A 24,206-nucleotide genomic window follows, 5' to 3' on the forward strand; every position below is an offset into this window, starting at 1 on the left:
TAGTCTGATCATGAAAGGAAAGAGACGATGAATCATGGCAAAGCGAAGCTGGTGCTGCAGGTCGATAATTTTCAAGAGTCCGTGTCTTTTTATATAGAACAGCTTGGTTGGGAATTGGTGGAGGCGGCGTCTGAGGGCCATGCAGCATTGCTTCGCATTGGGTTGAATGATGAAGTTGTATTGAAACAGAGAGGTCAGCTAACCAAGCAGGAGCATGAATTACAAGAGGCTTACCTAACTCGGTGGTTGCAGCCTAAGTCCTATAGCCCTAAAGCGGGGGATCTCGTTTATATAGGGGTTAGCTCTGTTAAAGAAGTGGAAAAAAGCTTGCAAGAAAACGGATGGAATGAGCTGAGAAAAGAGGAAGAGCCGGGGCATATTCGTAAGGTTATTGTTCCTGCCATTGATGGGTATACCTTCGTTTTCTGGGAGGAACTTTTTGCTTCGGATGATGAAATTAGGAAGATGTACGCTGATGGTATAGATGAGTTGGAATGTGCCGTAGATGGCCTTTCTGACGAGCAGCTCAATGTAACGGAAGCTCCGGGCAAATGGTCGATTCGTGAACAAGTTTTGCACCTAATTGATTTGGAATTAGTCACGATTCACAAAGTGAAATTTGCCCTAGCAGAGTCGGGGCGTACCTACCATGGAAATCCTTTTTCGCAGGACGATTGGAGTGTCAGTCTTCATTATGCGTCGAGGCCAATAACATACGAAGTGCAGCTTTTTCGCAGTTTGAGACAGCATATCCTTGGACTATGTGAACATCTCCCTGGTGCGCTTGAGCGGACAGTTATAACTGCAAATAACCGCGAAGAGTCAGTTGCTAGATTGCTCAAAATGATGGCAGGGCATGCTAGGCATCATGTACGAGCTGTGGAACGAATTCGTGAACTTCATGGCTATTAATTTCGGTTACGGCTTGCATGAGTTATGTATATTCTCGCTAGGTGAATGATGTTGTAAAAAGTGCAACAATTGCAGCCTAAATCCCTCTTATATCCCTTTGTTGTTGTATAATGTACAACAATTTGGTCCTATTTTGCAGAAGGGGGTTCTTTGATTATCAATACTGCTGGATCAGCATCCATCGGTGTACACATTTTGTCTATCGCTAAGCTTGAAGGGCTCCGCGTACCGGAAGATTTGTCCACATATAAGAATTTATATATTTTGGGCTTGGGGTTAAACGGAGATTAACCCTTATTTATCATATAAAAAAGAATAAGTGTTTTGGGATGGGGAGCGAACTTTAACGAGAAGCGTGACTGTGGGTTTGGTAATCCTGCAATTGTGCATGCTTTTTTTCTTTAAATAGCCCATATTGGTAAATTCCTGCGATTGTGCAGGCTTTTCGATCTTTTTTTAATTTCAGGATGGAAAAACTAAAAATTCCTGCATATTAGCAGGATTTTCCACTTCTGAAACAATTTTAGCAAAATACCTGCACTTTCGCAGTTATTTTAAGCCGTTGAAAAATAGTACTCCTAGAACGAACAGTAAGTAATCCTTTCCTATCAAAGGGAATCGAACCCAACTTTAAAATAGCAGAGTAATTTTGGGACCGAGATTGGTTGTCAAACAGACGTCGGGGCCAATACCTCAGCAAGAATAAGAAAACGTAAGAGACTGATCTATGGCTTTGCAGCCGTGGTCAGTTTTTTTGCTTGTATTTATCAGCTCAAAACATTAAAATATATGATATATATGACATATTTATTATTTGTTATATGTTTATAGGCAATAAAAGACGTATAACATTAAACATTTTTCTCATAACAAATGATCAAAGGACGGTGCAGCTCTAAATGCCATACACGCCAATCAAGGTGGAAACCCTTAAGGAGTCGCTTAATCGAATCGAAAATCATATCTACAAGCCAGCAGCTTCCCTGTCAGCCATCGCTTACGTAACGAAGGAGCCCGTATCATTCGAACAAAGAATGTCGGGACAACGTCTCGAAGTTCGCCCAGGCGAAAAGTGGGGGGAGCTGTGGGACTGTGCCTGGTTTCATTTCCAGGGTGAAGTGCCGCGGTCGGCTGCTGGAAGCAAGATCGTGCTGCTGATTGATGTAAACGGAGAACTATGTCTTGTTGATGGGGAAGGAACACCGACACAAGGGCTCACAAACGTGAACTCGGAGTTTGACTTAACGCTAGGCCTGCCTGGCAAACGCGTCGTACATATCGTTTCTAGCGCATCGGGGGAAGAAGTTATCGACCTCTGGGCTGACGCTGGCAATAACGATTTGTTTGGGCGCTACCGGAGCGGAACGCTGAAAGAGGCTCAAATTGCCATCTGCAGGGAGGAAACGAGACAGCTGTTTTACGATTATGAGGTGCTGCTCGATCTGGCCAAGCATCTAGAGGATCAATCTGCAAGAAGAGCGCGTATTCTTCAGGCCCTTTATGACGTTCATCTATTGCTCAGGGATATAACGGATGAGAACGTGGCGCAGGCTAGACGAATTCTGGCTCCGGCATTAAGCAAGCAGGGTGGGGATCCAACACTGACGGCTACGGCGATTGGACACGCGCATATCGATCTGGCGTGGCTGTGGCCTATTCGTGAGACATACCGCAAAGGGGCTCGGACTTTTGCAACGGCGCTGCGGATGATGGAGCAGTACCCCGATTATGTATTTGGAGCCAGTCAGCCTCAATTGTACGAGTGGATTAAGCAGCAGCATCCCAAATTATATGCTCAGGTCAAGCAGCGCATTGCTGAAGGGCGATGGGAAGTACAAGGCGCCATGTGGGTGGAGCCGGACTCCAATATTGCGGGAGGAGAAGCGCTTGTAAGGCAAATCCTCTTAGGGAAACGTTTTTTCCAGCAGGAATTCGGTCAAGATATGAAGATGCTTTGGGTTCCGGACATTTTTGGATATTCGGCCAGTTTGCCGCAGCTTCTGCAGAAGTCCGGGGTTGAGTATGTGATGACGCAGAAGCTGTCGTGGAACGTCCATAATGATCATCCGCATCATACGTTTTTCTGGGAAGGGCTGGACGGAAGCCGCGTGTTGACGCATTTGCCGCCAGAAGATACTTACAATGGTCCTGCGCTGCCAAGGTCGATTCTAAAGGCTGAAAGAGATTATTTGGACAAAAATGTATCCGACCATTGCCTTGTCGTGTTCGGAATCGGAGACGGCGGCGGCGGACCGGGGGAAGAGCACCTGGAGCGCCTTCAGCGTGAGCGAAATCTCCAAGGGCTTATCCCGGTGAAACAGGAGCCTGCTCTGAACTTTTTCGAGAAGCTGGCTGCGAATAAAGAGAAATATAAGACATGGAAAGGTGAACTCTACCTAGAGAAGCACCAAGGGACGCTTACCAGCCAAGCTCGCAATAAACGATATAACCGGAAAATTGAAAAGGCGCTCAGGGAGCTGGAATTCGCTGCTTCTCTCCATTTCGCATACGGTAAGGAATATCCGTCCGAGGAGCTTGAAACGATCTGGAAGGAAGTGCTGTTGTACCAATTCCACGATATTTTGCCCGGTTCATCTATTAAGCGTGTATTCGACGAATCCCTGGAGCGATACGAAATATTACTAGCTAAAGTAACGGAGCTAACCGATCAAATGTACCGCGGCTTTGCATCCTCCATAGGGACGCAGGGAGCAGAACGTCCGATGGTCGTCTTTAACTCCCTTCCATGGGAACGCAGCGAATGGATGCAGCTAAATCATCAATGGATACAGGTCACGACTCCTGCTATGGGCTATCAGGTGATAGATACGGCAGTCTTACAACAAGGCTCTTCATTCGAAGTAACGGCTGTGAGCGAAATACTCGAGAACGAGTTGATCAAGATAGCGTTTAGGTCGGACGGAAGCATTTTATCAATTTTCGATAAAGAGTTGGGTAGAGAAATAATCGCTGCCGGCGAAGCCGGGAACGTGTTATCCATATATCATGATGACGGCGATGCATGGGACTTCCCTGAGGATTATGCAGGAACGAAGCCTGCGCAGATGAAGCTCATGCAATCGAAGGCTTACGTCAGTGGACCAAAAGCAGTAGTTGAGCAAGAGTATCAGTATGGCAAATCCGTACTCACACAAAAAGTTATTCTAACGTCGGGCAGCAAACGAATCGATTTTGAAACGGATGTCGACTGGCAGGAAGACAGTAAAATGCTGCGTGCTGCTTTCCCAGTCAATGTGTATGCCGATCAAGTGAATTGCGAAATTCAATTCGGTCATCTCAAAAGACTGACTCACCGAAATACGTTGTGGGATTACGCTAAGGACGAAATATGCGCTCATCAATGGATTGATCTTTCCCAACCAGACTTCGGTGTCGCTCTCTTGAACGATTGCAAGTATGGGTATAGTGTTAAAGGCAACGTTATGGATATTAACTTACTTCGCAGTCCATCGCATCCGGATCCGACTTGCGACAGGGCGCAACATCAATTCGTATACGCCATATTGCCGCATGAAGGAGATTTCATCCAAGCAGAAGTTTACAAGCAAGGCTATGAATTAAATGCTCCGATATCCGCGGTCTTGGCGAGTACGGAACAAGGCGGACTGCCGAAGAAGTACTCCGGCTTTGAGATTGAAGGCGCAAAGGTCATGATTGAAGCGGTGAAAAAAGCGGAGGACGAAGAGGCTCTCGTGGTTCGACTTTACGAAACTTCGGGAGCGAATGGCGATATCAAGCTTTCGGTTCATCTTCCTCACCGGGAGGCTGTGCTAACCGATTTGATGGAAACCCCCTTAGAGACGCTGAAAGGCGAGGAGGGACACTACCAGCTTTCCTTTACGCCGTTCGAGATTAAAACCGTACTCATTCGCTTATCACATTAAATGCCAACTTAGGACTTCCTAGTGCATGGATACCAAAGAGCCCGATAACCGCGTTTCATTAGAAACGAGATTACCGGGTTCTTTGTGTTGGTCCCTCATTCGACGGGGGAGGGGGTTACTTACTTCTTATGTTCCGCTTCATATTCACTGGCGAATTCCTCCAGAGACTTCACCTTACCATGTGGATGCTGAGCTTGTTTGCGGCTTTTCCATGCTGCTTCATCGCGGCGTTTCGAGTGGCTCATAGCTAAAAACCTCCTATGGTATGCGGATGGGTGATGCTACTTAATAAAATGCGATGGTTGAGCATATTTTATGCACGGGGTGCAAATTCTCCCCATGAAAAAAAGCTCCACAAGACCAGTTAAGGTCCTGTGGAGCTTTGTAATTGAACTATTCCGTAGCAACGGATTGGTCAGCTTGCATGTTGACCGGGGAGATACGGATGAAGTTAGCTTCAAGATTGCTTAGCAAACCTTCGACTTTTGCTGCTGCATCGGATTGACCGGATTTAGCAAGCTCAGCGTGGTAAGCTGTGAGCAATTCAGTAAGATCTTTTTTGCTTTGTACGCCAATAGTCTCGATTTTAACTTTCGCGCCTTTGGCAATACGACGTTCGATGGCTGCTTGATCTAGACCCATTTCTGGAACAAGACGCTGGTAGATCACGCCCCCAGTCATACCTGCGCAAATCCATGGGCCTGGATCGCCCATAACCACGGCACGGCCGTTTGTCATGTACTCGAACGCAAAGCCTTTGAGGTTCGCACGAGCAGCAAGTCCGCCAAGCTCATCACGTAATGGCGTAGTGATCTCGCCGCCGAATACGACGTCAGCACCGGAGAAACGGATACATGCGCGAGTATCTGCGCTGCCTTGGATCAAGAACAAGCCTTTTTGTGCACCGTAACCGAACGATTTACCAACGCTTCCGTTGATGAAGGTGTTGTTTTTGCCAAGTGATTTAACAATCGCAACTTTACCGCCGAAGGCCATTTTACCAAGACCGTCCTCAGCGCCGCCGTGAACAGTAATGTCTACGCCGCGAGCATTGAATGCAGCCAAACCGTTTCCTGGTACGGAACCGTCGATCAAGTTCAACGCAACAGTCGGTAATTCATCGTAGCTGCCGTCGAAACGATCTCTTACGCGATGGCTGGAGTAACGAGCTCCGAGAATACGGGATTCAGCATCCACTTTGGACCAGTTGCGAACGATTGGAGCATCAAGAGCCAAGGATTCTGGGAAGAATTCCAGACCTTCTGCACCTGCGGCGATACGGATATCGGATGATACTGCCGCTTCTTCCATTGCTCGCTCAGCATCAGAGATGAACTGAAGTGGAGCCGGACAGAGGATGTCAGACAGATCAATACGATCTAGGTGGCTGATTTGTTCCAATAGATCGGAACGGCCAACGAGCTCTTGTAAGCTTTTGAAACCAAGGGAAGCGACAACTTCGCGTACTTCTTCACCAATACCACCAAACAAACGAACCAAGCTGTCTACAGCTACATCGAATTGACGTGGCACGAAACGGCGAAGGCCTTTTTCTTCGGCTTCTTCCATGGAATCGATTTGTGTTGCGATACCTACGTGGCAAGTGTCTAAGTGACAGCCGCGGCAAGTGGTACAACCGATCGATTGCATAGCGATACTGCCGAATCCTGCACGGTTTGCACCGAGCATAACCATTTTAACGACATCACTGCCTGATTTCAGACCGCCATCGGACCACAGCTCAACGCGGTGACGAAGACCAGCCTCAAGCAAAGCAACGTGAGCAAGTTTTGTGCCGATTTCCGTAGGAAGACCTACGTGCGTCAAGGAATGGATACGAGCCGCACCTGTACCGCCGTCAAAACCGGAAAGTGTGATAACGTCAGCGCCTGCTTTCGCTACGCCAACCGCAATCGTACCGATACCTGGTACAACTGGGATTTTAACGATAATTTTCGCTTTACGACCGCTAGCTTCTTTGAGCTCGGAAATGATTTGCGCCAAATCCTCGATCGAGTAGATATCATGATTGTTTGAAGGAGAGATCAGGTCAGAACCAATGGTTGCGTTACGAGCAGCAGCGATTTTCGCTGTTACTTTGGAACCTGGCAAGTGACCGCCTTCGCCCGGTTTAGCCCCTTGACCGATCTTGATCTCAAGGAAAGCAACCGCGTTAGCGAGTTCTACGTTAACACCGAAACGTCCGGATGCGACTTGCGCACCGCGCGTTTTTTTGTAACGGCCGAGCATATCTTTAATCTCTCCGCCCTCGCCGTTCATGGTAACCATGTTCAGGCGTTCGCCGGCTTCAGCGTAGGCTCGGAAAGCTGTTTCATTTTGTGAACCGAATGACATCGAAGAAATCAGCATCGGCAAGGAGTGACCGCCAATGGAGATATCAACTTGCGACGGATCGAGTGCCTTACGGCCTTCGCTCAGTGCTTTGTCAATGTTGAATCCAGCAATGTGACGAATGGAAATCGGGTTCTTCTTCTCTTCTTCACGCAGTTTGTCGCGGTAGTCGCTATAAGGAGCAGCGCCTGAAGCGGCGTCGCCTAATGCTTTCCACATACGTTGGAAGAAACGGAAGTTTTTCGCTGCTTTTGCTTTCGGGTTGCTGAAATCATTGTAACGTGCTTCAGCATCCGCTTCGAGCTGGGCAAAGCCAGTTCCCGCTTTTTCGCTGCCGAGGTAGTTCACGATATCTAATACTTCAGCAACTTCCGGATGGAAGCCGATGGAGGAGAAGAAACGTGTATAACCGCGAAGCTCATGGGTACCGATCGTGGAAATAACTTTCTCCAGACCTTTCGTCAGCGCTGCATACACTTTGCGTGCTGCTGCAGCATTGCCTTCTTTATCAGAAGCCGTTGAGAACAACAGGTAAGGTGAGATGACGTCTGCGCCAAGACCGCAAGCTACAGCGATATCATGCAAGCTGCGAATTGCAGCGGAACGCAGGATCAAAGTAACATGGCGGCGCAGGTTGTCGCCGAAACCGAGCTTCTCCGCACGAAGTGCGATATCGATTTTGGACACGGCAAGATGCGGCTCAAGCCATAAACGGTCATTTTGATGAGCTTCTGCATCGTCAAGAACGATAAGTGCAGCACCATTGTGGGCTGCAGAGATAGCAGCAGCAGCTAGAGCGTCCAAGCCATCACTCAAGGAAGTTCCACGAGCGAATGTACTAGAAAGTACGGCTACAGCGTTATCTCCTTGTGCGCGGAACAGGGCCAACAATTGCTCATAAGAAGGTTGTGACAAGTGCTCTTCGCTATCTACGCCATTCGTACCTTCAAGTACAAGTGGAGCTAGGAGCTCAAGACGTAGGTTGTTATCTACTTGCGCATAGACAGGAGTGCGAGTACCGGCAATGATACGTGTGGAGAAATGCTCCATCTCACGGTCACGGTCAATCGCTGGGTTCGTAACAACCGCTACGCTTTCTTTAATAAAGTCAGGCACGTTCTGGCGTTCCCAAGCAAGAGCAGCGTGAGGTGAATCGTGACCCAGGGAGCGGATAGGTTCTGCACCTGTTTCAGACATCGTTTCGATATGTTGAATACCGTCACGATCCCAACCAAATGCACTATACAATTGGTCTGTCGCTACAATGTTCTCATTAAGCTCAGCTTGAGTATCTGTTTTGACAGGATTCAGAAATTTGCGAAGTCCGCCAATATTCAGACGTTTGCTAGCGCGCTCGTACACTAAAGTTTGCACTTCGTGGTAAGGAATCACTTGAACGTGTTCACCTGGTGTAAGGACAACGCCCACTTTTTCGCCTGGTGCAATTGGTTTCGGATCAGCAACCATTTCGCCAACCGTAATAACACCCTGCTCCGAGGAGAAGTATAAGGAAGTATCGCTCTCGACCATCCATACCGGACGAAGACCAAGCGCATCCACGCTGAAAATACATTCGTTGCCATAACGAGAAACGATACCAGCAGGACCTTGTGCAAAATGGCCCCATACTTGACGGTAGTAAACATATAAATCTTGAAGTTCCGGACGGAACTGTTTCATTTCATTAATAATAGGAGGGAATACCATTTCCATAGCTTCGAAAAGGGACAATCCAAAACGGTGAATGAACGTTTCAATCGTTCTGTTCATGTCTTGGGAGTCAGAACCGCCGCTAACGAGCGGTACACCAACCATGTCTGCTTCAATACGAAGTTTCTTAACCGTGTTAATTTCACCATTGTGCCCGAGTAGGGAGAACGGTTGAACGCGGAAGAAGCTGGACAATGTGTTCGTTGAATAACGGTTGTGACCAATTGTAACTTGGGAAGCAAACAACGAATCACGTGTGTCGTTAAAGTATTTAGGAAGGATGCTTGCAGCGCCTAAAACTTTGTAAGCAGATGTAACATTGCTAAGTGTAGCGACGTGAACGTTATATTTGTCTTCAATTGCAATATGCAGTTCAAAAAGGTGATCGGCCACTTGGCCTTCTGTTTTATTGCTAATCGCTGCAATTTGCCAGAAAGTAGGCTCATCGTTCAAGCCGTTAGGGCCTAAAACGCTGCTATCGACTTGATTCTCTTGCTCAAGAATGATGGAAACATCATGGGCAGCAAAGAGCTCGCGAATGCCATTCTGAATCTCGGTAACGGTCAGCTCAAACTTGCGCGGAACAAAGATATGTCCAACAGAAAAACGGTTGTCGTAAGCAAGTTTGCCGTCAAGACCCGCATCTGTTAATTTCTTTTCCCAAAGGGCACGTGGAATATCCGTTAAAATTCCGCAACCATCACCTTCACCGTTGATAAAACCCGAACGATGCTCCATCTTTACGAGGGCTTCAATCGTTTTTTGGATGTTATCAGGGGAAGGGTGACCATTCTTTTCAATAATACAAATAATACCGCAGCTGTCGTGTTCTGTTCCTAGGAGATCTTGAAAACGGCCTTCATTACGCATCAATTCATTCATTGCTCTGGTCAGTCGCCTGACCGTCACCTCCCATACATATTTAAACTCCTCTTGCACTACGCTTCTTGCATTCTGGCATTAATGAGCCCGCAACCCTAGCATTTTCAAGGAATTACCCACAAAGGGGTCAAAACCGAAATATGCAAGAATGTGAATAAAAATGCAATATTATTGAATAGCATACCAATTTCAAGGAAATATTCCCCTCGAAATGAGGCTCTAATCGACCTATATTAAAGTAAGGCATTACACACAAAAACCAGCAAAGAATTTGTAAATCATGCCCTAACTTTCTAGGAAAATACTATGAAAACAAGACATTTCGCGAAAAGGGTAAAAGTAATCTTAGAATAGCATGAAAAACTTCATCCGACAATAGTTGCAGATCGAAATCACAAATGTAAGCGTTACCTTTTCTGCATACTGGTGAATAAAACCATATTTCTCATGGCTTGGGGCACTCTTAAAATACGAACGAACTACAATCCATATAGGATCATAGTTCGTTTTTGGGACATGTTGGGGGAGAATTTGGTGTTGTTTGGAGGTTAGGAGGTTGTTGAGATTGTGGGGATGATGACCTAAGGGCAGGGGTAAGGGTAAGGGCAAGAGCGAGAGATAGGGCAAGGGCGAGAGTAAGGGAAGGGGTGAGAACAAGAGCAAGGGCAATGGCAAGGGCAAGAGCAGGGGTAAGAGCAAAGGCGAGAGCCAATTGCGAGTGCGAGTGCAAGAGTGAGAGCAAGGGCAAGGGCAAGGGCAAGAGCTAGACCCAACCCCAACCCCAACCCCAACCCCAACCCCAACCCCAACCCCAACCCCAACCCCAACCCCAACCCCAACCCCAACCCCAACCCCAACCCCAACCCCAACCCCAACCCCAACCCCAACCCCAGCCCCAGCCCCAGCCCCCAGCCCCCAGCCCCCAGCCCCAGACCTAACCCCCAACCCCAACCCCAGAGCTAGAGCATCTATTAGTAATGAGGATAATATGGTTCCATTGGAAAGATCCAATGGAAGTGCCCTAAAAAGTGGGAGAAATTAGATTTCATTGGATATTTTCCAATGAAAGTGTGAATTTTAGGGTGTATAAATCGATTTCATTGTATTTTATCCAATGGAAATAGGGGTAGGTTTGCATACCTACCCATAACACCAAACCAATACACCAAACCCAATCTAAACCCATAACCAGAAACGACACCCCGCGACCCCCATGGGAAGTCATTTTAGCGATTTTTCATCGTTTTGAAAGCTTGGTCAACGGCATCTAGCGTTTGTGCGATGTCGTCTTCCGTATGGGCGATGGTCATGAACCATGCCTCGTATTTGGACGGAGCGAGGTTAATACCTTGCTCCAGCATTAGTCGGAAGAAATCAGCGAAGCGTTCGCCATCGGTATCCTGTGCTTCGTCATAGTTCGTGACGGGATGGTCACAGAAGTGGGTGGAGAAGGCGCCGCCGATGCGATTTAGCGTCAAGGCGATGCCGTGCCTTGCGGCGGATTCTGCGATGCCGCCGGCAAGTGTTGCGCCAAGCTGCTCGAGCTTGGCGTAGACATCAGCCTGCTGGAGGATCTCCAAGCAGGCGATGCCGGCCGAGATGGAGGCGGGGTTCCCCGCCATCGTGCCGGCTTGATAAGCAGGTCCGAGCGGAGCGACCTGCTCCATCACGGCCTTGCGGCCCCCGTAGGCACCTATCGGCAGCCCGCCGCCGATCACTTTGCCGAGGGCCGTAAGGTCCGGCTCCACAGCGGCGAAGCGCGCCGCCGCCTCGGAAGTGCCGCCCTCCGCGAGCGGGAGGCCGGGGTAGGTCTGTGCCGCTCCGTAATGGAAGCGGAACGCCGTGATGACCTCGTCGTAGATGACGAGGGCGCCGTGTTTGCGAGCAGCTGCGCAGAGCTGCTCGAGGTAGCCGGCATGAGGCATGACCATGCCGAAGTTGCCGACGATAGGCTCCACCATCACCGCGGCGATCTCTTCACCCCAACGCGCAAGCGCGGCTTCGAGTGCCGGAATGTCGTTGAACGGCACCGTAATGACCTCTTGCGCGATGCTCGCAGGCACGCCCGCGCTGTCCGGCGTGCCAAGCGTGGACGGCCCGGAGCCGGCCGCCACAAGCACAAGATCCGAGTGGCCGTGGTAGCACCCGGCGAACTTAATGATCTTGGTGCGCTTCGTGAAGGCACGCGCCACGCGAATTGTCGTCATCACGGCCTCTGTGCCGGAGTTGACGAAGCGCACTTTGTCGAGCGAAGGTATCGCCGACTTCAGCATCTTGGCGAACTCGATCTCGAGTTCGGTCGGAGTGCCGTACAGCGTGCCGTTCTGCGCGGCGCGGCAAATCGCCTCGGTCACGTGCGAATGCGCGTGACCGGTAATGATAGGGCCATAGGCGGCGAGGTAGTCAATGAAGCGATTCCCGTCTACATCCCAGAAGTGTGCGCCTTGCGCACGCTTCATGAAGACGGGCGCGCCGCCGCCGACGGCTTTGAATGAGCGGGAAGGGCTGTTGACCCCGCCGACAATATGTTTCAGTGCTTCTTGATATAACTGCTCGGATTGTTTGCGTTCCATTAGAAAATCATCCCTTTGCGTAATGTAGTCGTTTAGGTATTCATGTAGTCGTATAGCCTATGTACTCGTTTAACCTCTTAGAAAAAGCCCCTACTTGAAGGGCGCTAAGCCCTCTAGCCAAGTAGAGGCAAGTAGGATTTCATTTTTGTTTAATTCACTTAGTCGTCGTCTTCACCGAAGACTTCGAGGTAGGCGAAGGCGATGGCTTCGTAGGACCAGAGTCAGCTTCAGCTTTCCCTGCAAAAAGGTCTTTCACATAAAGCTGCAGCTTCTCTTTATTCGCCGTAATGACGGCTGCGCCGCGGACGTTTTTCTCGATCAGCAGATCGGTTGGCGGTAATTGGGAGCTTACGATTCCGTCAGCTTTCGCCTCATAACCAAGCGTACCGAGTTTGAGCATATCCGACACACTGAGGTTCGTATCGATATAAGGATCGATGGCATTTAGAATTCTTGGCAGCTTAATGAGGGAAGAGGTTGCTTGCATTTTTTGTGCGACCGCTGTCAGGAACTTCCGCTGACGTTCCGTCCGCGAAAAGTCGGACAAAGCATCATGTCGAAAGCGTACATACTGCAAAGCGGTTTTGCCATCAAGATGCTGAAGCCCTTTTTTCAAATTAATATCATACACATGATCATCTTCCGAGTCCGAATATTTCATATCTTTCTCGACGTCAATATCAATCCCGCCAACGGCATCAATAAGTGCAATGAATCCTTTAAAGTCGGTATAAACATAGTACTGAATAGGGATGCCGAGCAAATCGCTGACCGTTTTCATCGCTAGATTCGGACCGCCTGATGTAATGGCTGTGTTGATGCGATCTTCGCCTTCGCCAGGGATCTTCACATAGGTATCTCGAAGAATAGAGAAAAGGTGAGCCTTCTTGGTCACGGGATCAATCGAAGCGAGCATGATACTGTCTGAGCGGGGCAGCTCATTCTTCGTCATCCCACGCGAATCTCCGCCTAGAAGTAAGATGTTGACGCGTTGTTTTCCTTCCCATTTAGGTGGGGTGAATTTTTCCCCTTTATCTTTAATATTCTGGGCAATCAGGGTACCGCTGCCTTGTGGTTTGTCCGATTTATGGGAGATATTGTTCGCGAAATTATAGAATGAATATGAATAATAACCAGCTACCACCATAAGCAGCAAGCCGATCAGGAGCAAGGTTCGTTTTATGATTCTCAAAGGTTCAGCGCTCCTTTCATAAATAGAGGTAATCTGTACTTTTTTTTCTTACAGAATTCATGTATCATGAGTGTGTTGTACAATTCATCTTTATGATCCATATTATAGATGTTCTGAAACTTCGATAGCAAGTTACGGCGATTTTTGCCATTATATGTAGCCGAGTCTACACAGACAGGGGGTAAGTCCATGTTAGCGATTGATGTTCAAGATCTGCGCAAGGAATTTCAGGTTCAGCAGAGCCGCGGGGGTTTAAAGGGCGCATTTCAAGATTTATTTCAAAGAGAATATAAGCAAATTACAGCTGTGAAAGACATCAGCTTTCAAATTCCTAAAGGCGAAATTTGTGGATATATAGGTGAAAATGGTGCCGGCAAGTCGACTACCATTAAAATGCTGACAGGTATTCTAGTACCTACATCAGGACATATCAAGGTCAATGGTTTCGTCCCGTTTAAAGAGCGTGAGAAATTCGTAGCCGGAATAGGTGTTGTTTTCGGTCAACGCAGTCAGCTCTGGTGGGATATCGGTGTCGTCGAATCGTTTCAACTATTAAAAAAGGTGTACCGGGTGTCAGAAGCCGATTACAAAAAGCGTCTCGACGAACTCGTCGATCGTCTCCAATTATCCGATTTATTATCACGTCCCGTTCGTAAGCTAAGTCTAGGTCAGCGGATGCGCTGTGAATTAGCTGCTTCCCTTATTCATAATCCAGCGATTCTGTTCCTCGATGAACCGACCATTGGTCTAGATATCGTGGTGAAAACAGAAATTCGCGAATTTCTCAAATCGCTTAATCAGCGGTACGAAACGACGATCTTGCTTACAACGCATGACCTGCAAGATATAGAAGCATTGTGTTCCCGTGTTATCATGCTCGATGATGGCCGTATTATTTATGATGGCGGACTCGAAGAGCTGAAGATGAAATGGGGCAAAGGCAAAGAAGTCGTGCTGCAATTTGAGCAGGGGGCCACATTAGCTCGTCTTCAAGAGCTTACGCGAGGCCTAGATGTTGCTTGGCAGCTTGAAAATGAGCTGTCCGCCAAAGTGTTCATTCCGCACGAACGCGCCAATGTTTCTGAGGTGCTTAGCCGCGTAGTCGGCGTTTTGCAAATTCAAGATATCAAAATCAATGAAACGAATACGGATGATATCGTCCGTGAAATTTATAAAGCCGGCTCAGCCGATGTGAAACGTCAAGATGAAGTGCCGCAGCCAGAGGGAGTCGCGTCCCATGTTTAGTGCTTATTTAGAAGTTATCCGCATGCGATTTCTCATGATGCTCGCTTACCGTGTTAATTACTATAGCGGCATTTTGATCTATGCACTCAATATTGGTTCTTATTATTTTGTATATAAAGCAATTTATGGTGAGCAAGCTATAATAGGCGGCCTGACCCTAGGTCAGATGACGACTTATGTGGCCATTTCCTGGATGGGGCGCGCTTTTTACTTCAATAACTTAGATCGTGAAATTGCCAACGAAATTCGTGACGGAAGTGTAGCGATCCAATTCATTCGTCCTTATAACTACGTTTTTGTTAAAATGATGCAAGGACTGGGAGAAGGCGTATTCCGTCTGCTTCTCTTCACAACACCGGGCATGATCTTCATATGGCTGCTCTTGCCCATTCAGTTCCCAACTGATCCAAACCTGTGGGTTATCTACTTCGTGATGTTGTTTTTCAGTTTTCTGATTAACACGCAGCTTAATATCATTACGGGATTATTCGCTTTTTTCTTGGAAAACAACGAAGGTCTTATGCGCATGAAGCGCGTTGCCGTCGACCTGTTCTCCGGTTTAATTATTCCGATCTCCTTTTTCCCAGGATGGTCCAAATCGGTCTTGGAGTGGCTGCCATTTCAAGCGATTACTTACTTGCCGAGCGCTGTTTTCACAGGGAAAATTACAGGCTATGCGATATTCCAAAATCTTGGTGTTCAAGTACTTTGGTTCCTGGTCTTAATTATTCCGATCTATGCACTGTGGGTTAAATCCAAAACGCGTTTATTCGTACAGGGGGGTTAATACATGAGTTTCTATGTCTCCCTAGTTGTGGAATATTTGAAAAATTACATGAAAACACGTCTCACCTACCGATCCGATTTCTGGATTGAGGTTCTTTCCGACTTGATGTTCAATGGTTTGAATTTATTCTTCATTCTCGTCGTATTTTTGCAAACACAATCGCTTGGCGGCTGGAATCAAGAACAAATTTTGTTCATTTACGGTTATTTTATGATTCCATACGGCATATTCATCACTTTTTTTAACTTATGGGGCTTTAGTGAACGTTATATTGTCAAAGGGGAGATGGACCGCATCCTGACGCGTCCCGCCTACAATCTATGGCAATTGATGCTCGAGAACCTGAGTCCATCTTCATTATTTAGCGCATTAGCAGGCTTAATTGTTATGATTTACTCATGGGTTAAGCTCGAAATCCCGTTTCATTGGCATGATCCGTTGGTCTTTATTGTACTAGTGATTGGGTCTATTCTAATTTATGCAGGAGTATACATCTCGCTGACGTCGCTCGCCTTTTTCTCTGATGCGCCGACAGGTATTCTGCCGTTGATTTGGAACATCCAGAACTACGGGCGATATCCGGCTACGATCTACAATAAACTGCTCCGGACAATCTTGACATGGATTTTGCCTTTTGCATTCGTCGGCTTCTATCCGGCCGCTTATTTCATTGATCCAGTGAACTGGAAATGGTTCGCCTTGCTGACACCGGTTGTTGGTATTGCATTCAGCATCTTGGGTATTACGGTTTGGAATATTGGTGTGAAACGATACCGCGGCGCGGGATCTTAATAGTAAACTGAAAAGCCTAGTTCTTGCTAAAAAGCAGGAACTGGGCTTTTTTTATTATGACTATTTGGTTCGCTTAAGGTGTAAATAGCAGACCAAGTTTTGTGATAAAAGGCTGGACAAAACGCATAGGATAAGTAGTTGGAAGTGTCTGGATTATCGGTTGTTTATCATGGTTAAACGGAGAGGAGGAAAGGAGGAATGCCTATGCAGCTTGAAGGGGGTATTGTTGAAGCGATCGGTGGCACGCCGCTCATTCGACTTGGGCGTTTGTTCAAAAATCAGCCATTCGAGGTTTACGGGAAGATGGAGTGGATGAATCCAGGCGGCAGCGCGAAGGATAGGCCAGCACTCTTTATGCTGCGAGAAGCGATACGGCGTGGTGAAGTTACCCGCGATAGCGTCATTATCGAATCGAGTTCAGGTAATTTGGCTATAAGTCTTGCACAGCTATGCTGTTATCTGGGACTCCGATTCATCTGTGTGGTGGACCCACGCACAACCGAGCAGCATAAGCAGATTATCCGCAGCTTCCATGGAGAAATCGATCTTGTCACGGAACCTGATCCAGAGACTGGTGAATTTTTGCCGGCACGGATTCGGAGAGTAGGTGAGCTGGTTGAACAAATACCGAATGCGTATTGGACCAATCAGTATGGGAGTCCAGACAATGCCAAGGCACATATGGAGACGACCATGTCAGAAATCGGGGAGCAATTGGGACCGATCGACTATTTATTTTGCGGTGTAAGCTCGTGCGGAACGATACGTGGGTGTATGGAATATATTCGAAGTTGTGGATGGTCCACACAAATTGTTGCCGTGGATGCGGAAGGCAGCGTCATTTTCGGCGGGGAAAAAGGTTCGAGGAGGTTCCCAGGGCTCGGCGCCGGAATAACACCAGGTCTGTACAGGCATGATGTAGCGGACCTTGTTATGTACGTTTCAGACTTGGACTGCGTAGAAGGTTGCCGTGCTTTGGTGCGGAGTGAAGCGATTTTGGCGGGGGCATCGTCTGGAGGCGTTATTTCTGCGATACGCAAAATGAGCGGGATCATCCCTGAGGGAGCAGTGTGTGCAGCCATTTTGCCAGATCGAGGCGAGCGTTATTTGAACACCGTGTACAACGACGAATGGGTGCTGAAAGAGATAGGTTCTAATCCAAGTACCTGGCAGGGGAGACAGGAGTATGATTTATTTACTCGATGATCATATCCGAGATATCGATATCGATCGGACGACGGGTTTAGGAGTCTTCGATATTGCTTTGGCCATGTACTAGTGGAAGGAAGCGCTGCAGTTGGACAAAGGCGTAAGGTTATAGAGTAGTCGATCTGTACGATGTGAAAAGAAGCAGCACTGGCCTTGGTGGGGCAGTGCTTTTTTTTGATATTTTATTAGGGGGGATGGGATGGCGGTCTAGGTTTCTATCCACATAATTGTCCACAATTCCACAGGGTAAAAAGTCCCGTTGTGTATAACTTTTATACAAAGTGTCAACATATCCACAGATCGAGATATCCACAAGTAAATTTTAATTTTGAAACCTTATTTGTCACAAAACACCGCCCTATTTCGCCTTATACATGAAAAGCGAAAACGGAGGGTGATGAACATGAGAACATATGACACAGCGATTATTGGTGGAGGCTTAGCTGGTTTAATTGCGGCCATCGATTTAGCTAAGGGTGGAAATAAAGTGGTGATTTTGGAGAAATCGGGACGCTTGGGCGGCAGGGCCATAACGAATAAGAAAAACGATGCTTTCCTTAACTTAGGTGGGCATGCGTTATACCGCGCTGGGAAGGCATATTCGATTTTACAAGAGCTTGGAGTTCGTATAGAGGGAGGAGCGCCTGCATCTAAAGTGAACGCTATCTGGAACAATCAAATTCTTCCGATGCCAGCGAGTCCGATCAGTATGTTATCCTCTAAGCTTTTATCATGGTCTGGCAAAATGACCCTCCTGCGACTGGTGATGAAGTTAAACAAAATCGACACAACCACAATAAGAAATGCAACCTTAAGGGATTGGGCTGAAGGTGAAATTCCTGATCCGATGGTTCGTCATATTTTCTACGCGCTATGCAGAACCGCCACATATACGTACGATCCCGATTATCAGCTGGCAGGTCCCGTACTCGCACAAGTACAACGTTCACTTAAAGGAGTCTTATACCTCCATGGCGGCTGGCAAATGATCGTGGATCAACTACACGACAAAGCGGTTCAAGCGGGGGTTCATATCATTAGCGGCAAAGACGTGAAGGAGATCATGCATGAGGATGGCAAAGTTCAAAAGCTTAAACTTGCCGATGAAGAATATTTAGAAATCTCAAATGTGATCAGCACGGCTTCCCCTTCAGAGACCTACAAGCTCGTTCGTGATGCCGATCACACCGTGCTGAAACGGTGGAAGGATGAAGCCCGTCCGTCGAAAGCGGCATGCCTCGATTTAGGGTTGAAGAAGCTGCCCGTCCGCGGGAGGGATGTTGCCATCGCGTTGGATCAACCCCTTTTTTTCTCCCATCATACCGTTCATGCCAAATTAAGCGATAATGGTACCTTGGTTGTGCATATGGTGAAGTATAACGGATCTGGGGAAAACGATCCTAAAGCGGACGAACAAATGCTCGCCGCTACCATGAGTTCACTTCATCCAGGCTGGGAACAAGAGGTTGTCGCCAGACAATTTCTGCCTAATATTACGGTTGTCCACGACTATATGCACATAGGTAAATCAGATAGGTTTACAGGTCCGACTGTTCAGGGAATTCGTGGCCTCTATGTGGCTGGGGACTGGGTCAGTCATGGTGAAATGCTCGCAGATGCATCAGCGGCAAGCGCGAAACGAGCGGCAGAGGCTATTTTAAAATAAAGCCAGCTAGCGTAAAATTGCCATATCATCTAAATATAGAGAGGAGTTGCGTGATATGGAATTAGCCGGATCTTCCGAGCAGGTGTATACATCGAATAAGCCGCTTTTGTTCTCACTAGCCTATCGGATGCTTGGGAGTGTCATGGATGCTGAGGATGTCGTGCAGGAGGCATTTCTATATGTGAATGAGACGAATCCGGTGCATGTCCACAATCCTAAAGCGTATTTATGCAAAATCGTGACCAATCGGTGTATCGATAAGCTGCGTTCCGCCAGCAAAAAGCGTGAGGTCTACGTAGGTCCGTGGCTGCCGGAGCCACTAATAACGAGTGGTGACAATCAGGTTGAACCTGATCACTATTACTCCCAAAAAGAGTCCCTTTCAACCGCATACCTGTTGCTGCTGCAGCAGTTGTCTTGGGTAGAGAGAGCGGTATTCTTATTGAGAGAGGTACTTCAATATGAGTACGATGAAATTGCTGAGATTGTTGGGAAAAGCAGCACGAACTGCCGGCAAATTTTTCGCAGGGCCAAAAGCGCCATCAGCAGCTTTCCAGATCGTGAAGATGATCCTAAAGCTCAGCTCAAGCAGCCTGTTTTGGAACAAACTTCAGCTGTCGTGGAACAATTCGTGCAGGCTTTAGTAACTGGCAATATCGGTCAGTTATTGAACATCGTCAAAGCGGACGCTGTCCTTTATTCTGACGGTGGGGGTAAAGTGAAGGCCGCTGTTCTGCCTATTATGGGGGCGGAACGTATCGCCATGTTCTTTGCGGGGATTCTCTCCAAGGTTCCGCCTGGCTTCAGTTATTCATTAACAACTGTGAATGGAGAATTGGGCATTGTGGCTTACGATGATGGCCAACCGTATAATGTGACTTCCTTCCATATTGTTGATGGTCAGATTGCTGCTGTCTATCTCGTAGTTAATCCTGACAAATTGAGGCATTTATAAATAGCTCCTGCTTAACCTTCTTTTGCATGATCTCTCTTCGGGATTATGCGGAGGAAGGTTTTTTGTGCACTCCCCAAGCGGCTTTATGTTCCTAGACATTCAGTTCAGGCCAAGCCAAACGCCAAGCCTCTCTTGGAGAATACCTCAGGAATCTTGAGTAAAAAGGATTATTATGCAACATTTGGAAATTTACTGCGTCTAACAAGTAAAGAATCTTAAGATTTGAGGTGCAGTAGACCAATGAAGTCCATACTCTTATTGCTTGTATTTGCATTTGGTTTATCAAATATCGGGAATCAAGGTGACGTCGCCGTTCCCCCAGCTGAGGCGGAAAGGGTTTATGAGCTACCGTCCTCGAATCTTGCAACTCCGCTACCTGAAAACTTGCAGGAACGAATGTATCTTTTGGAAAATGTGTATAAACAATTTTCTGTTAAGCCAATGAGTATTTATAAGTCTGAGGGTGAATACCCTAATGGTGCCTTTCATCTTCAGCTTATTAAGCTGGGTAATCATCGTGAGGAATTGAGCTTACAAGAGAAAGGTCAGATTAAAGAAGCCATCTATAAGGCCGTAGGGTCACGTTTCTCCCTGGATATTACAACTTTGGTGATACCGAAAGAGGAGGAGTTGGTTGGATATATATCCGAACTGGATAAGAAGGATCGAAAAATTCTCCTTGTCAATTCTGAGGCCTGCTTAGATAAGGAATGCAAGGAACCAGAGAAGTTTTGGGTGAGTCTCGAAGAATATACCGTTATCGTAACGAATAACAACATCGCTTCAAATAAGTTTGAGGATCTAAAACAAGGAGATTTGCTCCATGTGTGGACTACACAAGCCGTATTGCTAAGCTCTCCTCCGCAATATACAGCACTTGATATTGAGGTGATAGAGCCTGAAGATGAGTCGCCAGTTGCTCTTTCAACATTAATGAAGACTGATTTTAATGGCATTAAACAAATCGATGTCAGATTCGGTGACGGTAATAAGCTCGCAATTACAGATACAAAATCTCTTGAGGAGATATCATTCAAATTGAAAAGAATTGAGCTTGTCCGAGCCAATGATAAACGAACATTTTACGGGTCTCTGTTCGGGATGGAATTAACCATTGGGGATAACAAGTTTCATTATGGTACCAGTCTAAGTTTTGATAACATTAAATATAAACAAAATTCAGTCACAACCGAACTAAACGACTATATCGTCGCGCTTGGAAGAGCCAGCATTCCGAATTTATTACCTGGCATACAAAGATAAAAAGAGCTGCTCACGAAGTCTTCGCGACTCGTAGCAGCTTTTTCTTTCTAATCAAAGCGCTTTTCGGATCACCTTTTTATAATGCAGAACGGAGAGGATGCCGAATATCGAGTATAAAATGGTATACAGCACCATCACAATGATCATTGGCGTCCATAGCTCTGCGCCGAAAAGAAACCATCCCGACTGAACTGCAAAATAGCTGTGGATCAGCCCGACGACCAAGGGAATACCGAAATTAAAAATTTGTTTCAACTGAATGCCCTTTAACAAATCGTCCTGCGTAAAACCAAGTTTCCGTAGAATCGTATACGTCGGCTTTTCATCTTCGCTTTCATCCATTTGCTTGAAATAAAGAATGCAGCCTGATGTAATCAGGAAGGTTAGTCCTAAGAAGCCAACGATGAACATGATGAGTCCCATCCTGTTTTTCTGGTCATTGGCCATATTTTGTCGGGAATCATAAGAACGATTTTGATCAAAGCCCAGCTCATGAAAAATCTGATTTGCTTCGAGAAGTTTGGCCTCATTTTCGATATCAATGCCCAGATAGAGCGATGACTCTTTTTGAATTGCGGGGTTGATATCTTGCTTTAGTCGTTTGAAAACCGAATCGTCAACGATAGCAGCAGGCAGTCCGCCATTCGAAAAGTACCAAGAAACGATGTATTGCTTTCTAGAGCCTACATAAGTTTGCGGAATAACGACCTGCTGCCCGCTAAGTTGGATATGGCCCGAATTTTTGAGGCTCATAAATTTTTGCAGCATGTCATTGGTACCCGTAAATAGCGTTTGTTCGGCAGTCAGATCGACGAATGGCGCATCCTTGTCACTGATAACAGGAATCGTCATGTTACTCGGATCAAGGCTAAGGCCTTCCATATTGGAAGTCAAAATTTCCTTTAGATTGGCTTTGACCTGAACGACCTCAATCGCTGTATCCCTGTGCTTGATTTGACTATCATCTAACGCTGCTTTAAATTTGTTGGCATCAACTATATTCGTAATGGCAAAGTGTGCAGGTACGCTATCTAGGGCCGTTTTTTCCGCAGAGTAGTAGGAAATGTAGCTTAAAGATAATAAGGCGATGGAAAGCGCAGATATGGTTGTAATGACAGTCAATAACAAGGCATTCGATTTCATGCGAAACATGATGGATGAAAGCGATAAGACCTCGCGAACATGTAAATAGCCATTTTTCCTGCTTCGGATGACGTTAAAGATTAACCGGACAGACCCTTTATAGAACAGATAGGTTCCGATGATGACGGAGGCCAAAATAAAGATCATGGCCGAAAAAATTTCAACCATCGTCATGAAATCTCCGCTAAACAGCTTCGAGGAAACGTAGTAGCCTAACATAATAAGGAGCATTCCCACTATCCCCATGACGGCTTCCGAAGTAGACAATCTTTTCACCTTCACTTCCGTCGAGGTAGAGACGCGAAACAACGATAAAATGCTCTGTCTTTTAATAAAAATATAGTTGACCAGCATGATCATCAAGTAGACGGCGCTAAATACAACAAGGGTCTGGAGTAGGGCTTGCATTGAAAAGTGAAGCGATGCGGCAGCTTTAATGCCTGTAATTTGGAATAAAATCATTAGGATGAGCTTAGACACGGAAAATCCGATAAACGTCCCGGCGATTAATGAACCGAAATATAGAATAAAGTTCTCGACGCTTAGGATGCGGAAAATTGCGGTTTTCGTCATACCGATTAACTGCAATAAACCGATTTCTTTACTGCGCCTTTTCACAAAAATGTTGTTAGCATACAGATTAAAGATAGCGACAATCGCAACAAGTAAAATGGAAGCTGCACGAATGGATGCCGCGCCTTTAATGGAGCCTTTGGTTTGGTCCAAGGCAGGGTCATACTGCAGGGTAACGAATGCGAAATAAAGCGCGACGCTGAACATTAAGGCAAACATATACAGGTAGTAATGCTTGATGTTGGACTTCAGGTTTTGAACAATCAACTGGTTAATGCTCATTGTGCACCCCGCCCAGCACGCCCTGTGTCTTCATGATGTCTTGAAAGAAGGCCTGCCTGGATGCTTGGCCTTTATATAATTGGGTATAAATTTGTCCGTCCTTAATAAAAATGACTCTGCTGCTGTAGCTGGCAGCAACTGAATCATGAGTAACCATAACGATGGTCGCTTTCCGTCGTTGATTCAATTCATTAAGCTTGTTAAGTAAATCTGAGGCGGATTTGGAATCGAGTGCACCGGTGGGCTCGTCTGCGAAAATAATACTTGGTTCATGAACAAATGCTCTGGCAGCAGAAGTCCGCTGCTTCTGTCCGCCGGAGATTTCGCTCGGATACTTATCTTTAATTTCAAAAATGCCGAGCTCAGTTGCTACCGCTTGAAATTTGTGATCGGCTTCTTGTTTCGAAGCTTTGGTAATGGACAGCGGCAGGAGGATATTCTCCTTTACGGTCAATGTATCCAGCAGGTTATAGTCTTGAAAGATAAACCCCAGATGATGCTTGCGGAATTCAGCCAACTGCTTCTCTTTCATGGCCGTAATTTCTTGGCCTTCGATTTTAATGGAGCCTTGACTTAGCCTGTCAATCGAAGAAAGGACATTGAGCAGCGTTGTTTTACCTGAGCCGGAAGCACCCATGATGCTGACGAATTCCCCTTTTTCAATGCTGATATCCACGCCCTTGAGCACCTCTTGCTTATTTAGCTTATTGCCATAGCTTTTATGGATTTTAGCTGCTTCCAAAATGTTCATATCATTCACTCCTC

16 protein-coding genes are annotated in these 24,206 nt (G+C 46.7%); 10 read left to right on the top strand and 6 right to left on the bottom strand.

Annotated elements, in window-relative coordinates; translation table 11 throughout:
• The first annotated feature begins 27 nt into the window (after positions 1–27).
• From NYR53_RS03115 to NYR53_RS03125, 3 genes are all read left to right on the top strand, one after another.
• Positions 28–912 carry a VOC family protein gene (locus NYR53_RS03115; protein WP_261303882.1) on the top strand — a complete coding sequence of 295 codons (885 nt, stop codon included), beginning with the start codon at positions 28–30 and terminating at the stop codon, positions 910–912.
• Between the two features lie 150 nt (positions 913–1,062).
• A complete protein-coding gene (locus tag NYR53_RS03120) occupies positions 1,063–1,203 on the top strand; it encodes a substrate-binding domain-containing protein (RefSeq protein ID WP_261303883.1) in 141 nt (46 codons plus the stop codon).
• Between the two features lie 608 nt (positions 1,204–1,811).
• Positions 1,812–4,817: an alpha-mannosidase gene (locus NYR53_RS03125; protein WP_261303884.1), complete on the top strand. Its 3,006-nt coding sequence runs from the start codon at positions 1,812–1,814 to the stop codon at positions 4,815–4,817.
• Between the two features lie 119 nt (positions 4,818–4,936).
• On the opposite strand, the gene NYR53_RS03130 is transcribed toward NYR53_RS03125, so the two are convergent.
• From NYR53_RS03130 to NYR53_RS03145, 4 genes are all read right to left on the bottom strand, one after another.
• Positions 4,937–5,062 carry a DUF6254 family protein gene (locus NYR53_RS03130; protein ID WP_235549231.1) on the bottom strand — a complete coding sequence of 42 codons (126 nt, stop codon included), beginning with the start codon at positions 5,060–5,062 and terminating at the stop codon, positions 4,937–4,939.
• A gap of 148 nt (positions 5,063–5,210) precedes the next feature.
• A complete protein-coding gene (locus NYR53_RS03135) occupies positions 5,211–9,761 on the bottom strand; it encodes a glutamate synthase-related protein (RefSeq protein ID WP_261303885.1) in 4,551 nt (1,516 codons plus the stop codon).
• A gap of 1,226 nt (positions 9,762–10,987) precedes the next feature.
• Positions 10,988–12,334 (bottom strand): glutamate-1-semialdehyde 2,1-aminomutase, encoded by a 1,347-nt coding sequence (locus NYR53_RS03140; protein ID WP_261303886.1) that lies wholly within the window; start codon positions 12,332–12,334, stop codon positions 10,988–10,990.
• A 154-nt stretch (positions 12,335–12,488) separates the two neighbouring features.
• Entirely contained in the window at positions 12,489–13,481 is a 993-nt protein-coding gene (locus tag NYR53_RS03145) for an LCP family protein (RefSeq protein WP_261306263.1), read from the bottom strand.
• 234 nt (positions 13,482–13,715) lie between these two features.
• Between NYR53_RS03145 and NYR53_RS03150 the strand changes: the two genes are divergently transcribed.
• The 7 genes from NYR53_RS03150 to NYR53_RS03180 all read left to right on the top strand — a co-directional run bounded on the left by NYR53_RS03150 (position 13,716) and on the right by NYR53_RS03180 (position 21,443).
• The gene (locus tag NYR53_RS03150; protein ID WP_261303887.1) at positions 13,716–14,771 is read left to right on the top strand and encodes an ABC transporter ATP-binding protein; all 1,056 of its coding nucleotides are present in this window, start codon (positions 13,716–13,718) and stop codon (positions 14,769–14,771) included.
• Positions 14,764–15,558 (top strand): ABC transporter permease, encoded by a 795-nt coding sequence (locus NYR53_RS03155; RefSeq protein ID WP_261303888.1) that lies wholly within the window; start codon positions 14,764–14,766, stop codon positions 15,556–15,558. The genes NYR53_RS03150 and NYR53_RS03155 overlap by 8 nt, the downstream gene beginning before the upstream one ends.
• 3 nt (positions 15,559–15,561) lie before the next feature.
• Positions 15,562–16,350, top strand: a complete 789-nt coding sequence (locus tag NYR53_RS03160) for an ABC transporter permease (protein ID WP_261303889.1) — start codon at positions 15,562–15,564, stop codon at positions 16,348–16,350.
• 204 nt (positions 16,351–16,554) lie between these two features.
• A complete protein-coding gene (gene sbnA / locus NYR53_RS03165) occupies positions 16,555–17,556 on the top strand; it encodes a 2,3-diaminopropionate biosynthesis protein SbnA (protein WP_261303890.1) in 1,002 nt (333 codons plus the stop codon).
• A gap of 406 nt (positions 17,557–17,962) precedes the next feature.
• Positions 17,963–19,225 (top strand): phytoene desaturase family protein, encoded by a 1,263-nt coding sequence (locus tag NYR53_RS03170; protein WP_367618613.1) that lies wholly within the window; start codon positions 17,963–17,965, stop codon positions 19,223–19,225.
• 55 nt (positions 19,226–19,280) lie between these two features.
• On the top strand, positions 19,281–20,180 hold the full coding sequence (locus NYR53_RS03175; protein ID WP_261303892.1) for an RNA polymerase sigma-70 factor: 900 nt from the start codon (positions 19,281–19,283) through the stop codon (positions 20,178–20,180).
• A 258-nt stretch (positions 20,181–20,438) separates the two neighbouring features.
• On the top strand, positions 20,439–21,443 hold the full coding sequence (locus tag NYR53_RS03180; RefSeq protein ID WP_261303893.1) for a DUF3221 domain-containing protein: 1,005 nt from the start codon (positions 20,439–20,441) through the stop codon (positions 21,441–21,443).
• Between the two features lie 51 nt (positions 21,444–21,494).
• Here NYR53_RS03180 and NYR53_RS03185 read toward each other — a convergent pair whose 3' ends face one another.
• Positions 21,495–23,441 (bottom strand): FtsX-like permease family protein, encoded by a 1,947-nt coding sequence (locus tag NYR53_RS03185; RefSeq protein WP_261303894.1) that lies wholly within the window; start codon positions 23,439–23,441, stop codon positions 21,495–21,497.
• Positions 23,431–24,192 (bottom strand): ABC transporter ATP-binding protein, encoded by a 762-nt coding sequence (locus NYR53_RS03190; protein WP_261303895.1) that lies wholly within the window; start codon positions 24,190–24,192, stop codon positions 23,431–23,433. The genes NYR53_RS03185 and NYR53_RS03190 overlap by 11 nt, the downstream gene beginning before the upstream one ends.
• Between the last annotated feature and the right edge of the window lie 14 nt (positions 24,193–24,206).

Origin of the sequence: Paenibacillus andongensis (genome assembly GCF_025369935.1) — a bacterium.
Classification (GTDB): Bacteria; Bacillota; Bacilli; order Paenibacillales; family NBRC-103111; genus Paenibacillus_E; species Paenibacillus_E andongensis.

Excerpts from the sequence above, each read along its gene's own strand:
- NYR53_RS03155 (WP_261303888.1), top strand. The coding sequence starts at position 14,764 with ATGTTTAGTGCTTATTTAGAAGTTATCCGCATGCGATTTCTCATGATG.
- NYR53_RS03140 (WP_261303886.1), bottom strand. The coding sequence starts at position 12,334 with ATGGAACGCAAACAATCCGAGCAGTTATATCAAGAAGCACTGAAACAT.
- NYR53_RS03150 (WP_261303887.1), top strand. The coding sequence starts at position 13,716 with ATGTTAGCGATTGATGTTCAAGATCTGCGCAAGGAATTTCAGGTTCAG.
- NYR53_RS03125 (WP_261303884.1), top strand. The coding sequence starts at position 1,812 with ATGCCATACACGCCAATCAAGGTGGAAACCCTTAAGGAGTCGCTTAAT.
- NYR53_RS03160 (WP_261303889.1), top strand. The coding sequence starts at position 15,562 with ATGAGTTTCTATGTCTCCCTAGTTGTGGAATATTTGAAAAATTACATG.
- sbnA (WP_261303890.1), top strand. The coding sequence starts at position 16,555 with ATGCAGCTTGAAGGGGGTATTGTTGAAGCGATCGGTGGCACGCCGCTC.
- NYR53_RS03135 (WP_261303885.1), bottom strand. The coding sequence starts at position 9,761 with ATGAATGAATTGATGCGTAATGAAGGCCGTTTTCAAGATCTCCTAGGA.
- NYR53_RS03130 (WP_235549231.1), bottom strand. The coding sequence starts at position 5,062 with ATGAGCCACTCGAAACGCCGCGATGAAGCAGCATGGAAAAGCCGCAAA.
- NYR53_RS03185 (WP_261303894.1), bottom strand. The coding sequence starts at position 23,441 with ATGAGCATTAACCAGTTGATTGTTCAAAACCTGAAGTCCAACATCAAG.
- NYR53_RS03170 (WP_367618613.1), top strand. The coding sequence starts at position 17,963 with ATGAGAACATATGACACAGCGATTATTGGTGGAGGCTTAGCTGGTTTA.
- NYR53_RS03175 (WP_261303892.1), top strand. The coding sequence starts at position 19,281 with ATGGAATTAGCCGGATCTTCCGAGCAGGTGTATACATCGAATAAGCCG.
- NYR53_RS03190 (WP_261303895.1), bottom strand. The coding sequence starts at position 24,192 with ATGAACATTTTGGAAGCAGCTAAAATCCATAAAAGCTATGGCAATAAG.
- NYR53_RS03145 (WP_261306263.1), bottom strand. The coding sequence starts at position 13,481 with ATGGTGGTAGCTGGTTATTATTCATATTCATTCTATAATTTCGCGAAC.
- NYR53_RS03115 (WP_261303882.1), top strand. The coding sequence starts at position 28 with ATGAATCATGGCAAAGCGAAGCTGGTGCTGCAGGTCGATAATTTTCAA.